16 protein-coding genes are annotated in these 20,925 nt (G+C 64.5%); 4 read left to right on the plus strand and 12 right to left on the minus strand.

Features of this window, described 5'->3' with window-relative positions:
* Positions 1-2 precede the first annotated feature (2 nt).
* Positions 3-911, plus strand: a complete 909-nt coding sequence (locus WP12_RS10525) for a polyprenyl synthetase family protein (RefSeq protein WP_046193666.1) — start codon at positions 3-5, stop codon at positions 909-911.
* A gap of 107 nt (positions 912-1,018) precedes the next feature.
* On the opposite strand, the gene WP12_RS10530 is transcribed toward WP12_RS10525, so the two are convergent.
* Positions 1,019-2,128, minus strand: a complete 1,110-nt coding sequence (locus WP12_RS10530) for an enoyl-CoA hydratase/isomerase family protein (RefSeq protein WP_052730316.1) — start codon at positions 2,126-2,128, stop codon at positions 1,019-1,021.
* A gap of 107 nt (positions 2,129-2,235) precedes the next feature.
* Here WP12_RS10530 and WP12_RS10535 point away from each other — a divergent pair, with 107 nt between their 5' ends.
* Positions 2,236-3,153: a LysR family transcriptional regulator gene (locus tag WP12_RS10535; RefSeq protein ID WP_046193667.1), complete on the plus strand. Its 918-nt coding sequence runs from the start codon at positions 2,236-2,238 to the stop codon at positions 3,151-3,153.
* 33 nt (positions 3,154-3,186) lie between these two features.
* Here WP12_RS10535 and WP12_RS10540 read toward each other — a convergent pair whose 3' ends face one another.
* The 8 genes from WP12_RS10540 to WP12_RS10575 form a co-directional block, all read right to left on the minus strand.
* Entirely contained in the window at positions 3,187-5,172 is a 1,986-nt protein-coding gene (locus WP12_RS10540) for a serine hydrolase domain-containing protein (RefSeq protein WP_052730317.1), read from the minus strand.
* Between the two features lie 52 nt (positions 5,173-5,224).
* Positions 5,225-6,802, minus strand: coding sequence for a serine hydrolase (locus WP12_RS10545; RefSeq protein WP_046193668.1), 1,578 nt, complete (start codon positions 6,800-6,802; stop codon positions 5,225-5,227).
* Positions 6,799-7,902, minus strand: a complete 1,104-nt coding sequence (locus WP12_RS10550) for a YkvI family membrane protein (RefSeq protein ID WP_046193669.1) — start codon at positions 7,900-7,902, stop codon at positions 6,799-6,801. The genes WP12_RS10545 and WP12_RS10550 overlap by 4 nt, the downstream gene beginning before the upstream one ends.
* A complete protein-coding gene (locus tag WP12_RS10555; protein WP_046193670.1) occupies positions 7,899-8,954 on the minus strand; it encodes a DUF1611 domain-containing protein in 1,056 nt (351 codons plus the stop codon). The genes WP12_RS10550 and WP12_RS10555 overlap by 4 nt, the downstream gene beginning before the upstream one ends.
* A gap of 4 nt (positions 8,955-8,958) precedes the next feature.
* On the minus strand, positions 8,959-11,181 hold the full coding sequence (locus WP12_RS10560) for a TonB-dependent receptor (RefSeq protein ID WP_046193671.1): 2,223 nt from the start codon (positions 11,179-11,181) through the stop codon (positions 8,959-8,961).
* A gap of 61 nt (positions 11,182-11,242) precedes the next feature.
* Positions 11,243-12,514 (minus strand): peptide MFS transporter, encoded by a 1,272-nt coding sequence (locus WP12_RS10565; protein ID WP_046193672.1) that lies wholly within the window; start codon positions 12,512-12,514, stop codon positions 11,243-11,245.
* Positions 12,511-13,524 (minus strand): dipeptide epimerase, encoded by a 1,014-nt coding sequence (locus tag WP12_RS10570; RefSeq protein WP_046193673.1) that lies wholly within the window; start codon positions 13,522-13,524, stop codon positions 12,511-12,513. Before WP12_RS10570 ends, WP12_RS10565 begins: the two co-directional genes overlap by 4 nt.
* A complete protein-coding gene (locus WP12_RS10575) occupies positions 13,524-15,509 on the minus strand; it encodes a serine hydrolase domain-containing protein (RefSeq protein ID WP_046193674.1) in 1,986 nt (661 codons plus the stop codon). Before WP12_RS10575 ends, WP12_RS10570 begins: the two co-directional genes overlap by 1 nt.
* Before the next feature lie 195 nt (positions 15,510-15,704).
* On the opposite strand from WP12_RS10575, the gene WP12_RS10580 reads away from it, so the two are divergent.
* The gene (locus WP12_RS10580) at positions 15,705-16,319 is read left to right on the plus strand and encodes a helix-turn-helix domain-containing protein (protein ID WP_235399093.1); all 615 of its coding nucleotides are present in this window, start codon (positions 15,705-15,707) and stop codon (positions 16,317-16,319) included.
* Positions 16,316-17,584, plus strand: a complete 1,269-nt coding sequence (locus WP12_RS10585; RefSeq protein WP_046193676.1) for a dipeptidase — start codon at positions 16,316-16,318, stop codon at positions 17,582-17,584. Before WP12_RS10580 ends, WP12_RS10585 begins: the two co-directional genes overlap by 4 nt.
* Before the next feature lie 39 nt (positions 17,585-17,623).
* Here the strand turns inward: WP12_RS10585 and WP12_RS10590 are convergent, their stop codons facing one another.
* From WP12_RS10590 to WP12_RS10600, 3 genes are read right to left on the minus strand one after another with little or no spacing between them, the layout of a single operon-like run.
* Positions 17,624-18,553: a right-handed parallel beta-helix repeat-containing protein gene (locus WP12_RS10590; protein WP_046193736.1), complete on the minus strand. Its 930-nt coding sequence runs from the start codon at positions 18,551-18,553 to the stop codon at positions 17,624-17,626.
* A gap of 17 nt (positions 18,554-18,570) precedes the next feature.
* Positions 18,571-19,497 (minus strand): glycosyltransferase family 2 protein, encoded by a 927-nt coding sequence (locus tag WP12_RS10595; RefSeq protein WP_046193677.1) that lies wholly within the window; start codon positions 19,495-19,497, stop codon positions 18,571-18,573.
* 13 nt (positions 19,498-19,510) lie between these two features.
* The gene (locus WP12_RS10600; protein WP_046193678.1) at positions 19,511-20,923 is read right to left on the minus strand and encodes an ArnT family glycosyltransferase; all 1,413 of its coding nucleotides are present in this window, start codon (positions 20,921-20,923) and stop codon (positions 19,511-19,513) included.
* Between the last annotated feature and the right edge of the window lie 2 nt (positions 20,924-20,925).

The raw sequence follows: 20,925 nt of genomic DNA on the forward strand, positions 1-20,925 counted from the left end.
CGATGGCGACCTTGCTTGAGTTCCAGCCACTGCTAGAGGGCGCGTTGCGACAGATCGCGCAAGACATCGACGCCGCATTCGATACCGTGCTTCATTTGCCGGGCGACGGTCGTGACCGGCTCTTCGCCGCCATGCGTCATGCCGCGATCGGCGGCGGCAAAAGGCTGCGTCCGCTTCTCGTTCGGGCGTCCGCCGATCTTTTCGGGGTCCCACGGAGCTATGTCCTTCAGGCAGGACTCGCGATCGAAAGTCTGCATGTGCAGTCGCTCATCCATGACGATTTGCCCTGCATGGATGACGACGACCTCCGGCGCGGCAGGCCGACGGTGCATTGCGCGTTCGACGAAGCAACGGCAGTTCTCGCCGGCGACGCGCTGCAAGCCTTGGCGTTCGAGCTGCTCAGCGATCCAGCAACCCACCCCGATGGGAACGTCCGATCCCTGCTGGTCGCCCGGCTCGCTCGCTGTGCCGGTGGCATGGGCATGGCGGGCGGTCAGATGCTGGATCTCCTTCCGCCCTCGGCGGATGATGACGAGCGAATGATCGTTCAGCTTCAAAGTCTGAAAACAGGTGCCCTGATCGGATGGGCGGTAGAGGCGGGCGCGATTCTGGCGCAGGCTGAAGAGGATGAGCGCACGCGACTCTGCAACTACGCGCAGTGTGTCGGTCTCGCTTTCCAGATCGCCGATGACCTGCTGGACGTCGAAGGATGCATCGACAAGGTCGGCAAACGTCTCGGCAAGGATCAGGCGCAGCAGAAGGCAACCTTCGTGTCCCTTCTGGGCACCGCCCGCGCGCGCGATCGTGCGAACGAGCTCGCCGACAAGGCGATCGGGCATATCGCGCCATTTGGGTCAGAAGCGGACCTTCTGAGGGAGATCGCGATTTTCGCCGTCCAGCGCGACCGTTAGGCGCGCACGCCGCCGTGATCGAGCCCGACCAGGTTCACACCCCGGCGTGTTCGTACAGCGCCTGATCCACGCTACCCGCAACGAGGTCGCGGTGTCCTCACGACGCCTTAGCTCGTGACGGCTTCTCCGCTGCTCCACTCCAGATGCCCCTCGCCGAAAGGGGCAAGCAAGGCGTCGATGGCGGCGTGCGTCACCGCCTCCAACGTCGGCGGGTCCCAGCGCGGCGACTGATCCTTGTCCACCAGGATGGCGCGCACGCCTTCGGCCAGATCGTGGCCGCCGACCATGCGGACGGCCATGCGGAAATCGTCGGACAGCACGCGTTCGATCGACTGGCCCTGGCTCTCGACCATCCGCCGCCACGTCGCATGCAGACTGGTGGGGGAGGCCCGCCCGATGACGGCATGGGCCTCGGCGATCCATTCGGCATCAGGCGCAGCGGCTTCGATCGCCGCCGCCGCTGCTGCGAGATCGGTGCCGGAAAATAGCCGCGTGATGTCCGCCTGGCGCTCCCCGAGCATACCGCCATGCAGTTCTATCGCATGTGCCGCGATAATCGCATCGACCGCGGCATGGTCGAGCCGCCCGGCCGTGGCGAGATCGGCTACAACGCCCTCGAAAGCCGCAAGCCGCACATGATGAGTGGCCAGGCCCGCCGTCAGCGCGTCGGCCGCGCCGATCTGAGGACCGATCAGGGCCAGATAGCGCCCGATCATCCCCGGACAGCGAGCGAGGAACCAGCTTCCCCCTACATCGGGAAACAGGCCGAGAACGGTTTCAGGCATGGCCATGCGGAGATCTTCGCTCACCACCCGATGGCTGCCGTGGATGGAGATGCCGAGCCCGCCCCCCATCGCGATGCCGTTGATCAGCGCGATAAAGGGTTTGGGGAATGTGTTTATCCGGTGATTGACCCGATATTCGGCGCCGAAGAAGGCGCGGCCCAGCACCATCCTCTCGGCCCTGTCCGGCAGGGTTCCGATCGATCGCATGTCTCCCCCGGCGCAGAAGGCGCGTTCGCTGGCGCTGCGGATCAGCACCGCGTCGATGGCCGGATCGCCTGCCCATCGCGCCAGAACCGCATCGAGTTGATCGACCATGGCGAGATTGAGGGCGTTGAGCGCTTTGGGACGATTAAGAATGATCACCCCAAGCCGCCCCTGAATGGCCGTCAGCACCTCATTAGCGGGATCAGCGGACATCGGCATTGTGGACATGATCGTCTCCCAGCCGGCGGAAGGAGGCGCGGCCGGCCGCTGCTAACAGTTGACATATCCGCACGACCACAGGAGATTTTGCGCAATTTCTGTGAAAGTCTGCACATATGAACGCGCCGCCCTTCAACTGGAACGACCTCCGCTTCTTCCTCGCGGTCGCGCGGTCGCGCACCATATCGCTGGCCGGCCGGCGGACCGGAACCGACCATGCGACAGTCGGTCGCCGGATAAGCGCGCTCGAGGCCGCATTGGGGTTGCAACTGTTCGAGCGCAATCCGCGAGGTTACAACCTCACCCAACATGGGGAGGCTCTGCTCGGCATGGCCGGCGCCATGGAAGCCGAAGCTGTGCGGATCGAGGAGACGGTGGCCGGTCAGCAGCAAGGTATCGTTGGCGCGGTCCGGATCAGCACGCCCGAAGGCTTCGGCAACTTCTTCCTCGCGTCACGAATTGGCGCGCTGGTGGCGGCGCATCCCCGCCTCGCGGTGGAAATGATCACCATCCAGCAGATCGTGGCGCTGTCGCGCCGCGAGGCCGATGTCGCGGTGACGATGACGCTGCCGCCGGCCGGGAATTTCGTCCACGAGCATCTCACCGACTATCGCCTGTTCGTCTATGGCTCGCGGGCCTATCTCGCCTCCGCGCCGCCGATCCGATCGCGGGATGACCTCGGGGACCATCCCTTCATCGGCTATGTCGACGACCTGATCTTCACGCGCGCTCTCAACTATCTGCCCGAAATCCGTCCGCATCTCCGCGCACGGCTTCAAAACAGCAGCCTCCACGCGCAGCTCAGCGCGACCGTCGCCGGCTTCGGCCTATGCGTCCTGCCGGCCTATGTGGCTTGTACCGCGCCCGAGTTGGTGGCGGTGTTGCCCGACGAAGTTTCGCTGCAACGCTCCTATTGGATGGTCGCCGATTCCGAGATGGCGGAAACTGCCCAGGTCCGGCTGACCCAGCGCTTCCTGCGGACCCTGCTCGCCGAAGCCGGTGATTTCTTCACAGGCTCGCCCATCGATCCGTGACGCCGACCGCGGTCAATCTGGATGCGGCCAGACTCAGTAATTGAGGCTGAGATTCATGAAGCCACCCATCCACGCGATCCAGACGATGCCAATCAGCGCCAGCGCCACGACGACGCTGCGCAACCTCACGCCCCATCCGGCGCCGGCACGGGTGACGAGAACCGCGTTCCACACTCCGATCGCCGCCGCCACGATCGGAATGATCGCCGCGCACTGCATGACCCTTACCAGTCCGTTCATGCCGTCATTATAGACATCCAGATTGGTTTCGAGCAGCGGCCCGACGATCATATACCAGCCGCCCAGATAGAACAGGTCCGCAGCCGCGGCGACGCGCGTCAACCGGCGTGCCAGCGCCGGGCGTCCCGTAACCGCGGCTGGGATCGGATAGGCGCGGCGCAGCCATGCGACGACGGGCCACGCCAAAACAGTGGCCAGGATCACAAGCAGCGAAAGGCCGGCGACCCAGCTGTTGAACGCGGAGTTCCGCGTCAGCGGCGCGGCCTGCATCACCGAGACTGGATTGGTGCTGTCGAGGATCGTGCGGCGGCCGCCCTCATCCGTCACCTGAAGCAGTCTGGTCCCGCCGACCTCGCGCCACAGACCGGGGGCGATTTCACGAAAGCGTTCATCCTCGATCGAAGCGAGGCTGATCGAGCCATCGTCATTGGCGGTGATCTTGTCCTGCTGGAGCAGGTAGAACAGGCTGATGAAGCCCGATTCCACGCGCCGCGAACTTTCGTAATGCCCGGCAAGCGCCTGGGCATGCGCGGCTGCGCCCGCGATTGCCGGCGGGTCCTTGGCCTTCGGCGCCGGGAAATAGCGATCCATGAACAGATCGAACAGGCGCGACCGTACGCCATAGACCGAATCATTCTCGCCGCGGCTGTTGAAGCTCACGAAGATCCCGACCCCCTGATCGGGCAGGAGGTTCATATCGGTATGGAACACGATCGTATCGCCGCCATGGCCGATGACGAGGCGTCCGTTGCGCTGTCCATGGAAGAAGCCGTGCGCCATGGTGTCAAAGCCGGCGCGTGGCGCGACCGCCGGGCTGTACATGAGCCGCGCGGTTTCGGGCTGAAGGATCCGCGTTGCGCCGAAGCGGCCCGCTTGGAGATGGGCGATCATGAAATTGGCCATGTCCGCGCCTGTCGCGCTGACGCTGCCGGCGGGCGCGGTGGCGATGAGTTCGAACTTGGCGGGCGGCTGGTCGCTCTGACGATAGCCCTTGGACATCGAGCCGGCGAGGCTCGCGGGCAGCGGCTGGACGAAGGTCGTCCGGCGCATCTGCAACGGGGCGAGAATGTGCCGCTGGACATAGGCTTCGAACGGCTCGCCCGAAACGCGCTCGACAATATAGCCGGCCAGCGCGGTGCCGTAGTTGGAGTAGGCCGGAACCGCGCCGGCCGGGAACAGCAGCGGGCGGATATTTTCCTTCAGATAGCGTTCGTTGGTCTTCAGCCGCGCGGGATCGGTCGCAAGAATGTCCTTGAGCCCTTCCTCGAAGCCCCCGCGATGCCTCATCAGGTCGTTCATCGTGACCGCGCGGCCCGACGCCGGCGTGATCATGAAGTCGAGATATCGGTTGATGTCGGCATCGAGATCGATCTTCCCCGCCTCGACCAGCTGCATCACCGCCGTCCAGGTGAAGAGCTTCGACGTCGATCCGATCCGCATCAGCGTACGATCGGGATCCATTGCCGCCCCGGTGGCGACATCCGCGACGCCATAGCCCTTCTTGAAGAGCAGCTGCCCGTCCTTGACGATGACGATCTGCGCTCCGGCGATCTTGCCCTGTTTCAGCGCCGCCGGGAAATAGCCATCGGACCAGGCGGCGACATCGGTGGCGGTGAGCGCGGGCGTCGCCGCTGCGGGCGCGGTTTGGGCGGATGCGGGCTCGGCTTCGGCTGCGGGTACCGGAGGCACCGGCGCAAGCGACGACTTTATCTGCGAAACGGCCGGTATTGCGATCAGCGCGCAGGCGAGCAGCGCGGCCAGAGCTTTTTTCCCCATCATCACTCTCTCCGTTCGATACACTATACCGGCACCGATATCTGGCGTCCGAAGCTCATTGCCCGGCCCGTTCCGGCTCAAAGGCGAGATCGCCATAATCGAAGCTGAAATCGGCAATCGGCGATACCGCCTTCGTGGTGATCCGCGCCACCTTGCCCTCGGCGTCGATCGCGAAGGTCAGATAGGCAGGCTCCAGCGTCGGATCGTCGAACCGCGTTATGAAGCTGTCATATTGATAATGTTCGAGCCGGCCCGCCATGCGGGGCGTGGGCACGAAGTTGACCGTGAGCCCGCCAGCGTCCGATGTCACGTCGATGGGTCCGTACCAGGGATCGACATAGCGGCCGGCATAGCGCGCCAGCGGCAGCGATGGTCCTATTTTCGCGGGTGTCGCCGCCTTCTGCGTGACCGCCCTCTCCGCCGCGGCGACGCGCTGCTTGCGATAAACACGGAAGCGGGCCGGCCAGTCCTGGCCGGGCAGCCCGAGATAGTGGTCGAGCAGCTCGTACATCAGGCCGTGGCGCGGCTCAGCTTCCTCGCTATTGAGCTCGATCGCGAAGCCGACCTTCTTCTCGGGGATCAGCACCACGACCGAGGTCAGGCCATAGAGGCCGCCAGCATGCCAGACGATCTTATGGCCGCGATAGTCGCGCACCTCCCAGCCAAGCGCATAGGACTGGAACGAAGGCTGCGCACCGCTGACCGGGGCGGGCAGGTCGGCGATCGGAATTGGCGTGACCGGAGTCCACATCTCGCGCGCCTGGGCCTCGCTGAACAGCCGCCCGCCACCGGGTATCGCGCCTTGGGCAAGCTGGATCTGCAGCCAGCGCGCCATATCGTTCGCACTGGCCCCCACCAGGCCGGCCGGCGCGGAGGATTGCGGCAGATGATCCTGTTCATCGAGTATGCGCTGCATCCCGGTGCCGCGCACCGCCCCGCCATAGCGGGCATGCGGCTGGGCACGATTGGCGTTGGCATATACCCGCGCATATTCCGCCGCCGCGGTCTTCATGCCCGCGGGCTTGAAGATATGCTCGCGGACATAATCTTCCCACGTCTGCCCGCTCACCGCCTCAAGCAACTGGCCGGCGACGATGTAGAGGACATTGTCGTAGGCATAAGCGCTGCGGAAACTCGTCGCGGGCCTGATGTAGCGCAGCCTGCGGACAATCTCGGCGCGCGAATAGCTCCCGCGCGGCACATAGAGCATGTCGCCCGCACCGAGCCCCAGCCCGCTGCGATGGACGAGCAGATCGCGCACCGTCATCTCGCGCGTCACCCAGGCGTCGTACATCTGGAAACCGGGCAGGCGATCGATCACCTTGTCGTCCCAGCCGAGCTTGCCCGCATCAACCAGCGTCGCCAGCGCCGCCGCCGTCATCGCCTTCGCGGTCGATCCGATCATGAAGACCGTGTCGGCGTCTACCTTCTGCGGTGCGCCCAATTTGCGGACGCCATAGCCCCTTGCGAGTGTGACCTGCCCGTCTTCGACGATCGCGATGGCCATGCCGGGGGTGCCCGCCGCCTCACGCACGGCGTCGACACGGGCATCGAAGCCGGCGGGCGGCGCGGAGAATGCCGGCATCGCTAACGCGAGCAAAGGCAGTGCGGCGACGACGATGCGCTGTTTCATGATGGCTCCGGCTGAGGCATCACCGGGCGCGGCGCGCGCCGAAGCACGACGACGACGAGCAGCGGCACAACGTAGATGACGATGATCGCCCAGGCGATCGCGCGATAGCCCGACGCGATCAGCGTCACGAGGCCGATCCGGTCGGCGATCAGCATGCACGGCACCAGCAGAGCCAGGGCAGCTGCGGCACGGATCGCGGGGGTGAGGGTTACGCCCCGCGTGCGCGCGAGACGTTCGTTTACCGCATGGACGGCGCCGGTGCCGCTTTCGAGCAGTGCAGCGAAGATCATGAACTGGAAGATCAGGTGGAAGACCGGGTGGCCGAGGCGCACCAGCATATAATCGGACGGCAGCACCTCGCCGGCGATCTCCGGCATGAACGCCATCATTCCGACGAAGAACAGCATCGCCGGCAGCATTGCGAGCGGCCCGGCGATCAGGCCCGCCACCACCGCATCACGCCCACTGCGGAAATGGCGCGTCACGGACAGCACGATCACTGCGCCGATGACGTTATAGCCGGCATAGGTAACGCCGCCGAGCGCCCAGTCGCCGGACGGCAAAGTGTCGAACGCCGTGACGACCTTGTCGCCCACCCCGGCCAGCATCAGCAGGAAGAAGACCGCATAGGTGGCGTAAAGCAGCACCGACACCCAGACGAAGACACGCTCCACCCCGGCATTGCCGAAGGCGACGCAAGCGACGATGCCGAACATCAACGCGAGCGTGCCGACAAGCGGCGGAAGGCCGAGCGTGGCGGCGGCGATCGCGCCGGCTGCCGCGCCGAATACCGAGAGGATCAGGACGATGAAGACCGCATAGGCGACTTCGAACAAAACCCAGGCGCGGCCCAGCAGCGCCTGGAAAAAATGGCGATAATCGCGTGCGCCGGTCTTGTAGGCGAAATGGAAGGTGGCGGCGGCGACCAAGGCCCAGATCATCGTGGCGAGCAGCATCGCGGCCAGCCCGCCCCACGGCCCGGCGGGCAGGAAGAATTCGGCGATCTCGCGGCCAGTGGCATATCCGCCGCCGATGATGACCGCCTTGAACGCCAGCCCAGGCAGCAGGTAACGTCTGAAGCGGTCGCGCGCGATGCTCATGCCTGACAGGCGTCGAGCAGCACTTCAAAGGCGGGCCCGCCCCGCATGGGGTCGGCAGCAGGCAAGCCGAGCCGCGCCGTGGTAGAGGCGATGAGACCGTCTGCCGCATCCTGCGTCATATCGGCGGTATTGAGGCTGACGCCGATGCAGCGGATCGCGGGATTGGTGAGCCGGCCCAGCATCACAGTCTGCTCAATCACCGCCTCTATCGTCGGCACTGGAAAAGCGGAATGACCGAGAATCGTCTCGCGCTCCGGCTGATGGCACACGATGAACAGGTCGGGCTGGCTGCCATGCAGCAGCGCCAGCGACACCGCCGCGTAGGAGGGATGGAATAGCGACCCCTGCCCTTCGATCACATCGAAATGGTCGGGTGCGGCGGTGGGGCTCAGCAATTCGGCCGCACCCGCCGCGAAATCGGCGATCACCGCGTCGATCGCGATACCCTCACCCGCGAGCATGATGCCGGTCTGCCCACTGGCTCTGAAAGTGGCGTCGACGCCGCGCGCCGATAGCCCGCGGGCTATCGCCAGCGCAGTGTACTTCTTGCCGAGCGCACAATCGGTACCGACCGTCAGCAGCCGCTTTCCCGATCGCTTCACCCCGGTGGCGATCGGCAGATCGGCCGGCGGCACGCGCAGATCGATCAGCGCACGTCCGCGCCGCCCAGCCGCTTCCCGCAGCACGGCGATGCCGTTCAGCTGGACATGCATCCCGGCGACGATATCTAGCCCGGCTTCGATCGCTGCGAGGAGTTCGGGAATCCATGTCGGGGGTATCACGCCGCCCGGGTTCGCCACCCCGATCACCATGGCGCGCGCGCCCTTTGCCGCCGCTTCCGCCGGCGTGAGACGCGGCAGTCCGGCCGTCACCCTGGCGGCGGGCAACCCCCACTCGCCAAGACAACGATCCCCGGCCCAGTCGCGCAATCCAAACGCCGTCTTGGCGAAGCCCGGCTCGACCGTGTCGCCGAGGAACAGAAGATAGGGAGCGGGCAGCGCATGAACCGAGCCCGTCTCCCTGGAACGCGTCGGCAACTCTACATGGGTCATCGCATCAGAAGCCTGCGCTAAGCGTGACGCCGATCGTGCGGGGGCGGATGATGCCGGTGCCGACGGAGCCGAATGGGAAATTACCTTCGCCGACGGTGCTGGTCTTGCCTTCGGTATCGAGAAGATTCTTGGCATAGACTTCCAAAGAGAAGCGGCCAAAGTCGACACCGCCGCGAAGATCGACGACGGTGTAGGACGGGACGTTGAACTGACGTCCGGTGGCGGCGAGGAAGGCCGCGCTGTACTCTCCCTGCTGATCGCCCAGGAAGCGCAGCGACCCGCCGATCGACGCCTTCGTGTCGTCGGCGACATTCCAGCTGTAATCGCTATTAAGCGATACCGCGAACTTCGGAACGAAGGGCAGACGATCGCCATCGCGGCCGCCGACCAGCGGATCGGTATCCTCCTTGAGCTTCGCCTTGGTATAGGCGCCGTTGACCGACAGCTCCCAACCGCGCGTCGGGCGCATCGTCGCGGTGAACTCGACACCGTCGCTCGTCGCCTTGCCGCCATTGGCGTTGACGCCGAAATTGTTGATCACCGCGAACAGCTGGATGTCGGTCCAGTCGATATGGAAGGCGGCGACGTCGATACCGAAGCTGCGATCGCTGGTCTCGGCCTTGACGCCGATTTCGTAGCTGATGACCGAATCCGAGCTGTAGGTCTTGATGTCGGTCGGTGCGCCCGGAGGAACGATGTTCGGGCCGCCGGCACGGAACCCCTTGGCCACGCGCGCATAGATCGCGCCGGTCTCGTTAAACTTGAACTTGGGCGCGACCGACCAGGTGAAGACATTTTCCTTCGAAGTCGAATCGAGGGTGGGCGGTGCGAGCAGGCCGGTGCCGAACTGATCGGCATATTGGTCGTTATGGCTGTAACGCCCACCGAAGGTCAGATCGAAGTGCGGCCCCATATGGAGCGTGCCGTTGGCGAACGCCGCATATTCTTTATATTTCGAGCTCGTAGCCCCATCGAACAACTGGGGGATAAGCGGCGATATCGTCAGCGCGCCCTGATCATAAGCGTCCAGACGCTGGATGATCGCGCCCTTTTCATGGTTATAATAGCCGCCGAGCAGCCATTCGAAACTATCGCTTTCGGGGGAGGCCAACCGCACTTCCTGGGTGAAGCGCTCGACATTGGTCTGCTGGACGAGGCCGATATCGACCAGCGGCCCGGTAGCATCGGAATAGACACCAAGCGCGCCGCCGTAGAAGACCGTCTGATCGTCGCGCAACGACGCCTTCAATGTGCTGTAGCTGGTGACGGACGTCAGCGTCGCAAAGCCCAGATCGAGGTCGGCCACACCGTTGTACAGGCGATAGCGGACGTTGGTGTATTCGGGCACATATTGCGAAAGAGTCAGTCCGCGCCCAGCCGTCGAAAGCGAAACCGGATCGCTCTCGACAACGGTCGCGCCATCACTGTTCAGGTTCTGCAGCACTGCTGTGAGGCGCACCGAGAGCGTCTCGGTCGGTTCGAACAAACCGGATATGCGGCCGCCATAGCTCTTCGAATCGTTGATGTTCTTTTCGACGTCCGATCCGCCCAGCCCGGTCGAATCGATGAAGCCGCCATAGGAGCGATAGAAGCCGGACGCCCGGATTGCCGCATTGTCCGCGAGGGGGACGTTGATCATCGCCGAACCGCTATAGGACATATCGCCGCCCTTCACGGTTTCGGCGCTGGCACGGCCTTTCGCTTCGAAATTATCGAAGCGGGGAGCGGTGGTGACGAACTTCACGACGCCGCCCAGCGAACTTGCGCCGTAGAGCGTACCCTGCGGCCCGCGCAACACCTCGACGCGCGCGATGTCGAACGTGTCGAGCTCACCCGCGAGAATCGCCGAGTTCACCTGACCGCTCGACGACCCGAACGGCGTTTCGTCGATATAGGTCGCGACCGTCGCCGCGACGCCGCCGGTGTTGAGGCCGCGCAGCACGATCCGCGCTTCGCCCGGATTGCTCTGCGAAATCTGCAGGCCCGGGATCAGCTTGGCATAGTCCTGGAAATTGAAGGCCTGGTTACGCTCGAGGGCATCGCCGCCCACGACCGAGACCGACTGCGGCACGTCGATCAGCATCTGCTCGCGCTTCTGCGCAGTCACGATGATCTCTCCCGGCTGCCCCGAATCCGCTGCGGCCGATCCCTGCGCGGCGGCGGCGCTCCCGATGAAGGCCATGGCCATCGCCGTGGACGCCGACAAGGTTGTCCGAATGAGTTTCATCGAAGGGCCTCCCAAGCCAATTTAGATATTTTTTGAGTTATTTGTCCTGATCAGAGAATTGTCAACCTGATTTGGACGAATTTGCTACGGCCCGCCGCGCCCTGTCGGTTAGCAGCAGCATCGCGGCCGCGGTTGCAGCGATCAGGGCGAGCAGAAGGAAAAAGCTGCTATGCCCGGTCCGGCTCCACACTGTTCCCACCATGCCGGCGGCCAGGCTGCCCGCGAAGCTGGCGAGGAACCAGGCGGCGACGGTGGTCGCTCCCAGCCCTTGCGGCGCCAGTCGCGCGAACAGGCCGAGGCCGGTCGGCAGGATATGGAGTTCGCCGAGCGTCAGGATGACGAAGAACAGGACCAGCCATAGCCAATGTGCGGGACCGCCGATCGCCTCGACCGCCGCGAGGATCAGATAGGCGCCGGCGACCATGGCGGCCCCCACCGCCATACGGCGGGTCGGGCGATCCTCCTTGCCCGCCGCCGCGCGTCGCCGCCACAGCGCGAGCAGCGGCGGGGTCATGACCATCACCAGCAGCGGGTTCAGCGACTGGAACCAGGTCATCGGGATCGTGACCGCGCCTGCGCGCCGGTCGACCCCGACATCGGCCCACAGCGCAAGCGTATTGCCGATCTGCTCATAAGCGCCCCGAAAGACCGTTACAGACAGCGCGATTGCCAGCAGCAGCAACAGTGTCTTGCGCGGGAAGCGAATCCGCGGTGCCGGTCTATGTTCGGCTTCGGCCTGCGGGCTGCGCACCTCCTCCGGAAGATAGCGCTGCCCCGAAATATAGATGGCGAGCCCGCCAAGCATGCCGACGCCCGCCGCGCCGAAGCCCCAATGCCAGCCATAGAGTTCGCCCAGCGTCCCGCAGATGAGCGGCGCGAGGAATCCGCCGATGTTCACGCCGACATAATAGACATTATAGGCCGAACCGGCGCGCGCATCATCTTTGGCATAGAGCGCGCCGATCTGGCTCGGCAGGCTTGGCAGGAACAGTCCGTTGCCGAGCGCGATCGTCGCCAGCGCGGGATAGAAGAGCGGCTCGAACGCCATCATGAAATGGCCCACGGCCATCACCGAGCCGCCAATCAGGATCGCGCGCCTTTTGCCCAGGAAGCGGTCGGCCACGATGCCGCCCACGATCGGGGTGAAATAGGCGCAGGCGGTGTAGGCGCCATAGACGAGCGATGCGCTGCCCTGCGACATCAGTAGCTGCTTGGTCATGTAATAGACGAGCAGCGCACGCATGCCGTAATAGGAGAATTGCTCCCACATATTGGTGAGGAACAATATGGTCAGCCCGCGCGGGTGGCCGAACCAGCTCTGCTCGGCGGTCATGCCGCGCTCGCCGCGCCCGAGCCCCAGACCTCCGGCCCGGCATGGAGCGTTCCGTCGGCATAGACGACGCCGGGACTACGGTCCCGCGCCAGGAAGGTAGGCCCGTCGAGATCGACGAGATCGGCAAGCTGACCAAGGATGAAGCCCGGGGCGGTCGCAAGGCTGGTGCCGATCATCGTTCCGACCATGACCCCCAGGCCAAGCCGGCGCGCCTCGGCCGCCATCAGCAATCCTTCGGTAAGGCCGCCGCACTTGTCGAGCTTGATGTTGACGACGTCGAACCGCCCCCTGGCGCCGGGCAGGTCGGCCAGCGACAGCAGGCTCTCGTCGCCGGCGATCGGAATGGGCGAGCGATAGCCGTCGAGGTCGGCGTCGCGGCCGCGCGCCAGCGGCTGCTCGAGCAGCGATACGGCGTGGCGGCGCAGCCCCGCGACGAGCGCGTCCAGATCGTCGCGAACGAAGCCCTGATTGCCATCGACACCCAACCAGACCTCGGGCCGCGCCGCGCGGATTGCCGCCACGCGGGCGAGATCGAGTTCCACATCGCCGGTCAGCTTGACCTTCAGTGATCGGGCGCCCGTGTAGCCAGTCGCGGTCGTCGCCATCGCCTCGGGCGTATCGGCACTCACCGTGAAGGTGGTAACGATCGGGCCGGGAGCGGATTCCAGCCCGGCCAGCGCCCACACCGGCCTGCCGGCGCGGGACGCTTCGAGTTCCCACATCGCTGCATCGACAGCGTTTCGCGCGCCGCCGGGCGGCAGGATTTGGCGCAACTCCTCACGCGTCGGCCCTGCCTCGATCGCGGCGCGCGCGCCCTCGATCGCGGCGCACATATGGTCGATGTCGTCGCCCAGATAATAAGCACCCGCACCTTCGCCCCGGCCGATATGGACGCCGTCGTTCAGCGTCACGATCAGGACGTCGGCCGTCTCGAAGACATAGCCGGCGATGCGGAAGGGCTGCGCGAGCCGGAGCTTGGCGGTAGCGGTGCCGATGGAAAGACGCGGCATCAGTAGTGCACCGTCAAGGCGAGCAGGCTGTAGGCCCAGGCGGCGAAGAAGACGATCAGCACCGCCAGCAGGACAAGAGTGTTCCACAATTTGCGCGCCCAACCCCGCCCGTCGCGCCAGGTTAGCCACGCATTCCAGGCGGCGATTCCGGTCGCGCCGATCAAAATGATCCAGCCGCCGATCTGGAGAAGCCATAGCCAGGGCGCAGCATTGCCGATCTTGTCGCCGAACAACATGCTGACGAAACCGGTCCAGCCGGCGAGCAGACCGAGCACCAGAGCCGAGGCGAGCCGGGTGGCGCGATAAGCGGTGAACGACTGTCCCGATGTTGAGCGCTGTGCGTGACGGCGGCGGACATACCAGCTGACCGGCCAATAGAGCAGGGTCAGCAGCAATATCCCGATGCTGGCGTATAACGCGGGCATCAGCCAGCCGGCGGAGCGCCAGACCGGCACGCGGTCGAAGACCATGAAGGGCGCAACAAGGTCGAAGCTCCACCGCACCACTTTGCCGTCGACGACCTGGGCTGCGAGCCGATCATGCCAGTTGCGGTCACGCCAGACGAAGGGGGCAATCTCCACCCAATTCTGTACCGCGCCGCCCGGTCCCTTCAGCGAGGGCACCACCAGATTACCCTCGGCATCGACAGTGATCTCGATCTGACCCACAAGGTTCAGAATATTGACGAAGTTGGTCGATGACCTGCGGCTGACCTCCCAATGGCCGGTCATCATCCGGGCATGCTCGGCTGCAGTCTTCGCATCGACGCGCCCGTCCCGGATCGCCGACGGGAAATAACGATCGGCGAAATCGTGAAAGAGCTGGATGCGCGCGACATGCGCCGCGGCGTCCCGTCCCGCGCTGTTGAACGAAACGTAGAGACCGACATTCTCATCCATGAACAGGTGCATGGACGTATGGAAATCGTTGGTGTCGCCGAGATGGGCGATCACGTGGCGGCCGTTTATGTTGGTCTGGAAGAAACCTAGTTCCATCCGGTTAAGCGGTGGGATGAGCGACACCGGGTCGATCTTGTCCAGCGGACTATTGTGCATCAGTGCCGCGGTCTCGGGCTTCAGCAAGCCGCGCCCCTTGTCGAGATGCGCGATCATGAAACGCGCCATGTCGAGCCCCGTCGAAGACAGCGAACCCGCGGGAGCCGGGCCGACGAACTCGAAGCCTTTCGCGGGCTCCGAGGCGCGGTCATAGCCTGCCGACATATGAGGCTGCAGGGCCTTGGGCAGCGGCTGGCGAAAGCTCGACATCCGCATGTCGAGCGGAGCGAAGATGCGGCGTTCGACATAGTCGTCGAACGGCATGCCGGAAACGCGCTGCACGATATAGCCGGCGAGCGCGGTCGCCCAGTTCGAGTAATTCGGCGTGGTGCCAGCATCGAAGATGCGCGTCGGCACCCAGTCCTTCAGATAGACTTCGAGTGGAACCTGTACCTTGGGGTCATAGACGATGATGTTCTTCAACACCTCCTCAAACCCGCCGGTATGCGTCATGATCTGGCGCAGCGTGACGGGCTTCCCGTTGCGCGGCGGAATCTTGAAATCGAGATAGGCGTTCACGTCGCGATCGAGATCGAGCTTGCCTGCCTCGACCTGCTGCATCACCGCCGTCCAGGTGACGAGCTTAGAGGTTGATCCCGGCCGGAACAGCGTTCGCGCCGGATCAACGGGCGTCCGCTTGGCGACATCGGCATAGCCATAGCCCCGTGCGGCGATCACCTGACCATCCTTGACGACGGTGACGACCGCGCCCGCGATGTCGCCGCTGTGAAGCGCGTAGGGCGTATAGCCGTCGAGCCACGCGTTAACATCGGCGGCGACGAGCGCATGGCTGCCTGGCGGCGAGAGCGGCGTCGGCGCGGCGATCACGGGGACAGGCGCGGGAGCAGGCATTCGCAGCGCCGGCCCCTGCGCGAACACCACGCTTCCGACCAGCATAGCCACCGTGGCGATCAGCGCTCCTGTACGCATTGACATCTCTCCTGCCCATTGCCGCGCCTTCCAAACTTCTATATTGAAGATGGAACGCTCTGATCGGGACTTAATGATCCTGATTAGAGAATTGGTCAACAGCTTTCGGGAAGGATCACCGTGTCGTCAGCGCCGTCCACCTTGGGAGTTCTGCTCCGTGGCCTGCGGTCCCGGGAGGGATGGACACTGAAGGAGATGAGCGAGAAGAGCGGCATCCCGGTTTCCACCCTGTCCAAGATCGAACATGATCGCCTGACCCTCACATACGACAAGCTTCAGTCGCTGGCGCAGCGGCTTGGCCTGCGCTTGTCCGAACTCTTCGCCGAGACCGGGGACGAACCGGTTCAGGCCGTGACCGCACGGCGCAGCCTCAGCGACATTTCGCGGTCAGTCCGGGTCGAGACGCCTAATTACGACTATTATTATCTCTGCACCGAGCTTCGCCGAAAGCGCATGGTTCCGCTGCTGACGAAGATTCGCGCGCGTTCGGTCGAGCAGTTCGGGGAACTGGTCCACCATAGCGGCGAGGAATTCCTCTATGTGCTGAGCGGCAAGGTGGTCGTGCAGACCGAATTCTACGATCCGGTTACGCTGGGACCCGGCGAGGCGCTGTATATCGATTCAAGCATGGGTCATGCCTATCTGGCCGCCGAAGGCTGCGATGAGGCGGAGGTGCTGGCGGTGATGTCCAGCGCCGACGAAGACCTGATGGAATCGCTGCTCGAAATCCATGATGTGCAGAAGGGTGCCAAGACAATCGCGAAAAGCACATCGGGCGCACGCCCCCGCGGTGTGAAACGCGGACGATGATCAAGCGCTCGATCGTGCTTCTGCTGGCGGCGGCCTGCGCGCCGCTGATGTCGCCGGCCCATGCCGCGTCGCCCGATTACGAAGCCCGCGTCGCCGGCATCCTGCGCGCGATGCCGCTGATCGACGGGCATAATGACTGGCCCGAAGCCTTGCGCGAACGGGAAGGCGATGGCCGATGGACAGCCGACCTCACCGATCTGTCGGGCCGCTCCCCTCGCTACAACACCGACATCAAGCGCCTCCGCAGGGGGATGGTCGGCGGGCAGTTCTGGTCAGTCTGGGTATCCCCCACCCTCCCCGGCAAGGAGCAGGTCGAACAGACGCTCGAACAGATCGACCTCGTGAAGTCGATCGCGGCACGTTACCCGGACGATTTCGCCATGGTCCGCACCGCCGACGATGTGCGCCGCGCCCATGCCTCCGGCCGGATCGCCAGCCTGATCGGGGTCGAGGGCGGCGGTCAGATCGACAACAACCTGTCGGTGCTGCGCTCCTATGCGGCGCTCGGCGCCGGCTATCTCACTCTCACCCATTCGCTGACGATCGAATGGGCCGACTCCGCGACCGACAATCCCAAACATGGCGGGCTGACCGAGTTCGGCCATATGGTCGTCCTGGAGCTCAACCGGCTCGGTATGCTCGTCGACCTGAGCCATGTCAGCGAAGCGGCGATGCGCGATGCGCTCGCGGTGACCAAGGCGCCGGTGATGTTTTCGCATTCGAGCGCGCGCGCCATTGACGATCATCCCCGCAATGTATCCGACGCGGTGCTCAAGCTCGTTCGCCAGAATGGCGGCGTGGTGATGGTCAATTACGCACCTGCCTATATTTCAGACGCCTATCGCCGCTGGTCGGCCGATGCCGCGGCGGAAAGGACGCGCCGCAACTCACCGCCTTTCGATGGCCTCGATATCGGGCAGCCGGAACGGGCGGCCGCCAATTTCGCCACATGGCTGAAGGCCCATCCGGCGCCGCGCGTGACATTGTCAGAGGTCGCCGATCATATCGATCATATCGCCCGCATCGCCGGCGTCGATCATGTGGGCATCGGTTCGGATTTTGACGGCGTCGGCGAGGCGCTCCCCACCGGTCTCGAAGATGTCGCGACCTATCCCGCACTGTTCGCCGAACTGATGCGCCGCGGATGGAGCGATGCCGACCTGTCAAAGCTGGCCGGCGGCAATATATTGCGGGTGATGGAGGCCGCCGAGCAGGTGCGCGTCAGCCTTGCGCCAGCCGCGACGGGGGCGAAGACCAGGCCCTAATGTGAAGGGCCACCCGCCGGAAACGCGCGGGTGCCGAGTTTACCGGGCGATCGGGCTCGATAGCTGGATGCCCGGGCCTATGTCGTTCACCCCCCGTTTCACCGAGCCGCTGCTGTCGGCGATGAAATAGGTCGTCCAGCTTACCGGAACGGCCAGCCGGGCGCGATTGTTCGCGACGACCAGATCCCTGGACGGATTGCGCCGGGACTCCGCCGCCACCGCGATCAGGGCCATGTGGTTTTCCTTGTTGGAACCCTGCACCAACAGGTTGCCGCTGATCCGCCCCTGCGAACCATCGGGCAGGTCGATCAGATAGTTGGTGCCGCGGCCGTCGCTGTCGTCGAACTTCGTCCGGTCGACGAAGATCTGCGCTGCCCGACTCTTGAGATAATGGCCACCGGTCCCTTTGTGGAAAAGACATCCCGTCACCGTGAGCGACCGCACCGAACTTATATAGACCGCGTGGGCGCAGCTCCGTCCGCCGTGGCAGCCGCCAAGGCCGGAGAAGGTCGAGTTCATGATGACGATGTCCGAGGTCTGATCACCGCCGCCATCCAATATTCCGGATTCGGAGTTACGGAATGTGCTCTCGGCGACCTTGAGCGGCCCCCTTTCGATACGGATTCCCGCACCATTGCCGTCAGGCACGCGGAGGTCCTGGAAGACGATCCCCTCCACCACCGCGCCCCGGCCGCGCAGAACCAAAGTCGCCTTGCCCTCGCATGTGCCGCCGTCGAAGACGGCGGTTGACGGTTTCTCCGCGCGATAGGTGATCTTGCCCGCGGTCTGGACGGCGCAATCGCGATAAGTGCCCGGCGCGATCGAAATGACGGCTTCGCCATCGCCGATCGCTATCACCGCATCCGCCAGCGTGCCGTAGGATTTACCCGTCGGCTGGACCTGAAATGGCTGGGCGGACGCGGAGCCGGCCATCAGCAGAGCGGCATAGAAAAAGCAACTGATCCGCATCGTTCGATCCTTCATGATCAGGTCCGCAGCTTGAGGAGCGGACCCGCGAGGAAGGGCGCGATCCTGAGCAGCCGCAGGATGAGTCTCCATTTGCCGGTCAGCCTGTCGGTATTGACGCGCGCGAACTTCGCCAGCGCCGGCCGGGTCTGACCCTGGTGGAGAAGCTCGAACGCCTCGGCGACCTCGATATCCTTTTCGAGTTCCGAACACATCTCGGCCGCGGCCAGCTCTTCGGGCCTGCCCTTGAGGCGCTCCCTGGCTCTGCCGGTCGCGACCAGAGCGGTGCGGAGCATTCCGGTCGAGTTGCGTGATGCCTGAAGACCATGCCGCCGATAGCGCACCAGCGGGCGGGGAATATAGGCCAGCTCCCAACCGGACTCCATCATGCGTATCCACGCGTCGAAATCCTCGGAAGAAATGAGGCTCGTGTCGAACCCGCCGATGCCCATGATCGCTTCGCGCCGCATCACAGTCTGCGAAAAGACATTGAACTCGCGCCGTATCACGCGTTCGAGCGACGCCGGCAGCTTCTGGGGACAATAGCTCGAGAACAGTTCCCCATTTCGATCGGCCCCGAAAAAGGTGGCGTCGCAGGTGACGAAACCGACCCGATCTGACGTGAAGGCGGCGAGCATGGCGGACAGGAAATCGGGATCGAGCTGATCGTCGCCGTCGATCAGACCGATATATTCGGTGGTGGCCTTGCTCATCCCGCGATTCCGGGCTGTCGATGGCCCACCATTATCGGTCTGCAGAAAGGTGAAGCGATCATCGTCCAGATAGGGTCGCACATGATCGGCAGCACGCGGATCGCCGTCATCGACGACGATCGCCAACCAGTCCTGACGGCTTTGCGCGAGCAGCGAATCCAGCGCATCGCAGATCATGCCGCCCACACCATAGGCCGGGATAACCATCGTAATTGTCGCGGAGCCGGTTGTCATGGAGAGGCCCTCGTCAGCTCGGCTTGGTTCGCACGAGGAACGCTGTTCCGGAAGGCGACATCACCCGCCCGCGAACGCGTTCCGGAAGGACTTGCGAAAGATCGAGCGCGTCCAGGACCTGCCCGATACGGGTCGGCGGGGCATGATAGACCGCAACGATCTGATCGGCTGGCCCGACGTCACCGATAACGAGCCGCAGCGGCGCGGACGCGAAAGGCGCGATCCTGACATTGGGGCTGCCGTCGATGGTGAGGAGTATCTCGGCGCGCTTCACCACGTCGGAATCGCCAGCGATGACGGCGCGCGGATAGGTGCGCGCGGCCGTCGCAAGCGCCTCGCTCGACCAGCGTGGGTCCCGGTTGGTGGCGGAAAGCAGCAACAGATTGGACGCCACGATAAGGGCAAGTACGCCGAGGACCGTCCGGTTCGTCTGCCGGCTCAGCCATAGGGCGACAACCAGCAGCATCGCAATGGCCGCAAGGCTGAAATAGCGCGGGTTCAGGACCAGCTTCGTATATAGCAGCGATATGACGACGAAGCTGGCCAGCGCCATGCCGCCGATCAGGAAAAAAGCGTCCCTTCCGCTTCTGACAGCCCCCGTCGGCAGCCGTTTCAGCAGCAGGACAGCACCACCGATCCAGAACAGCAGCCCGAAGTCGTCGTTGACCAGCAGGACGAGCAGCGGATCGATCGCCGGGTGAACCAGGAAGTTACCTTCCAGATTGGCCGGACGGTTGATGTGGGAGTCATGGTTCGCGGCGATCCCATAGCGGTGGAAGGCATTGCCGGTGACCCAATATTGGAAGAGCATTTCCGCGCCGAGCACCAGCACTATGCCTACACCGACCAGCAGCAACCGCCGCCGCATGGCCGCCCCCCGCATCAGGAAGGGAATGGCCAGGCCGGCGAGCGCCAGTATCGCGGTCTCGCGGCACAGGACGGCGTGGCCGAAGCTGCACCCCGCGAAAAGCGCCGATCGGGTCTGCCGCCCCCCGATCAGCAGCCATAGCCCGCCCACCAGAAAGACCGCCTCCGGCAGGTCGCAATTGACGATCGATGCGTTGGTCGCGATCACCGGCAAGGTGGCGGCGAGGATCGCGGCGATCCAACCCGCGCGCCGCCCCGCCAGCTGCCAGCTCAGGCCTGCCGTCACACCGACGATGGCGAGATACCAGAACAGGGACACGAGGTGGAAGGCGAGCAGGCTTCGCCCGAACATGGCGATCGAGCCCACGAAACCAAGCACGACGGGAAAACGCGTCGCCCAATGGTTGGCGCCCGGTGCTGGTGGGTTCGTGAACCATTGCAGCGCCGCATAATAATATAGCCCGTCGTCCGACGCCATGAAGCCGACCCAGCCCGCCCAGACCGCGGCGATGCCAAGGACCGCCAGGAGTATCGGCCAGCCGGCATTTCGCAGCATCATGG

This window comes from Sphingomonas sp. SRS2 (assembly GCF_000971055.1).
In the GTDB taxonomy this organism is placed as follows: Bacteria; Pseudomonadota; Alphaproteobacteria; order Sphingomonadales; family Sphingomonadaceae; genus Rhizorhabdus.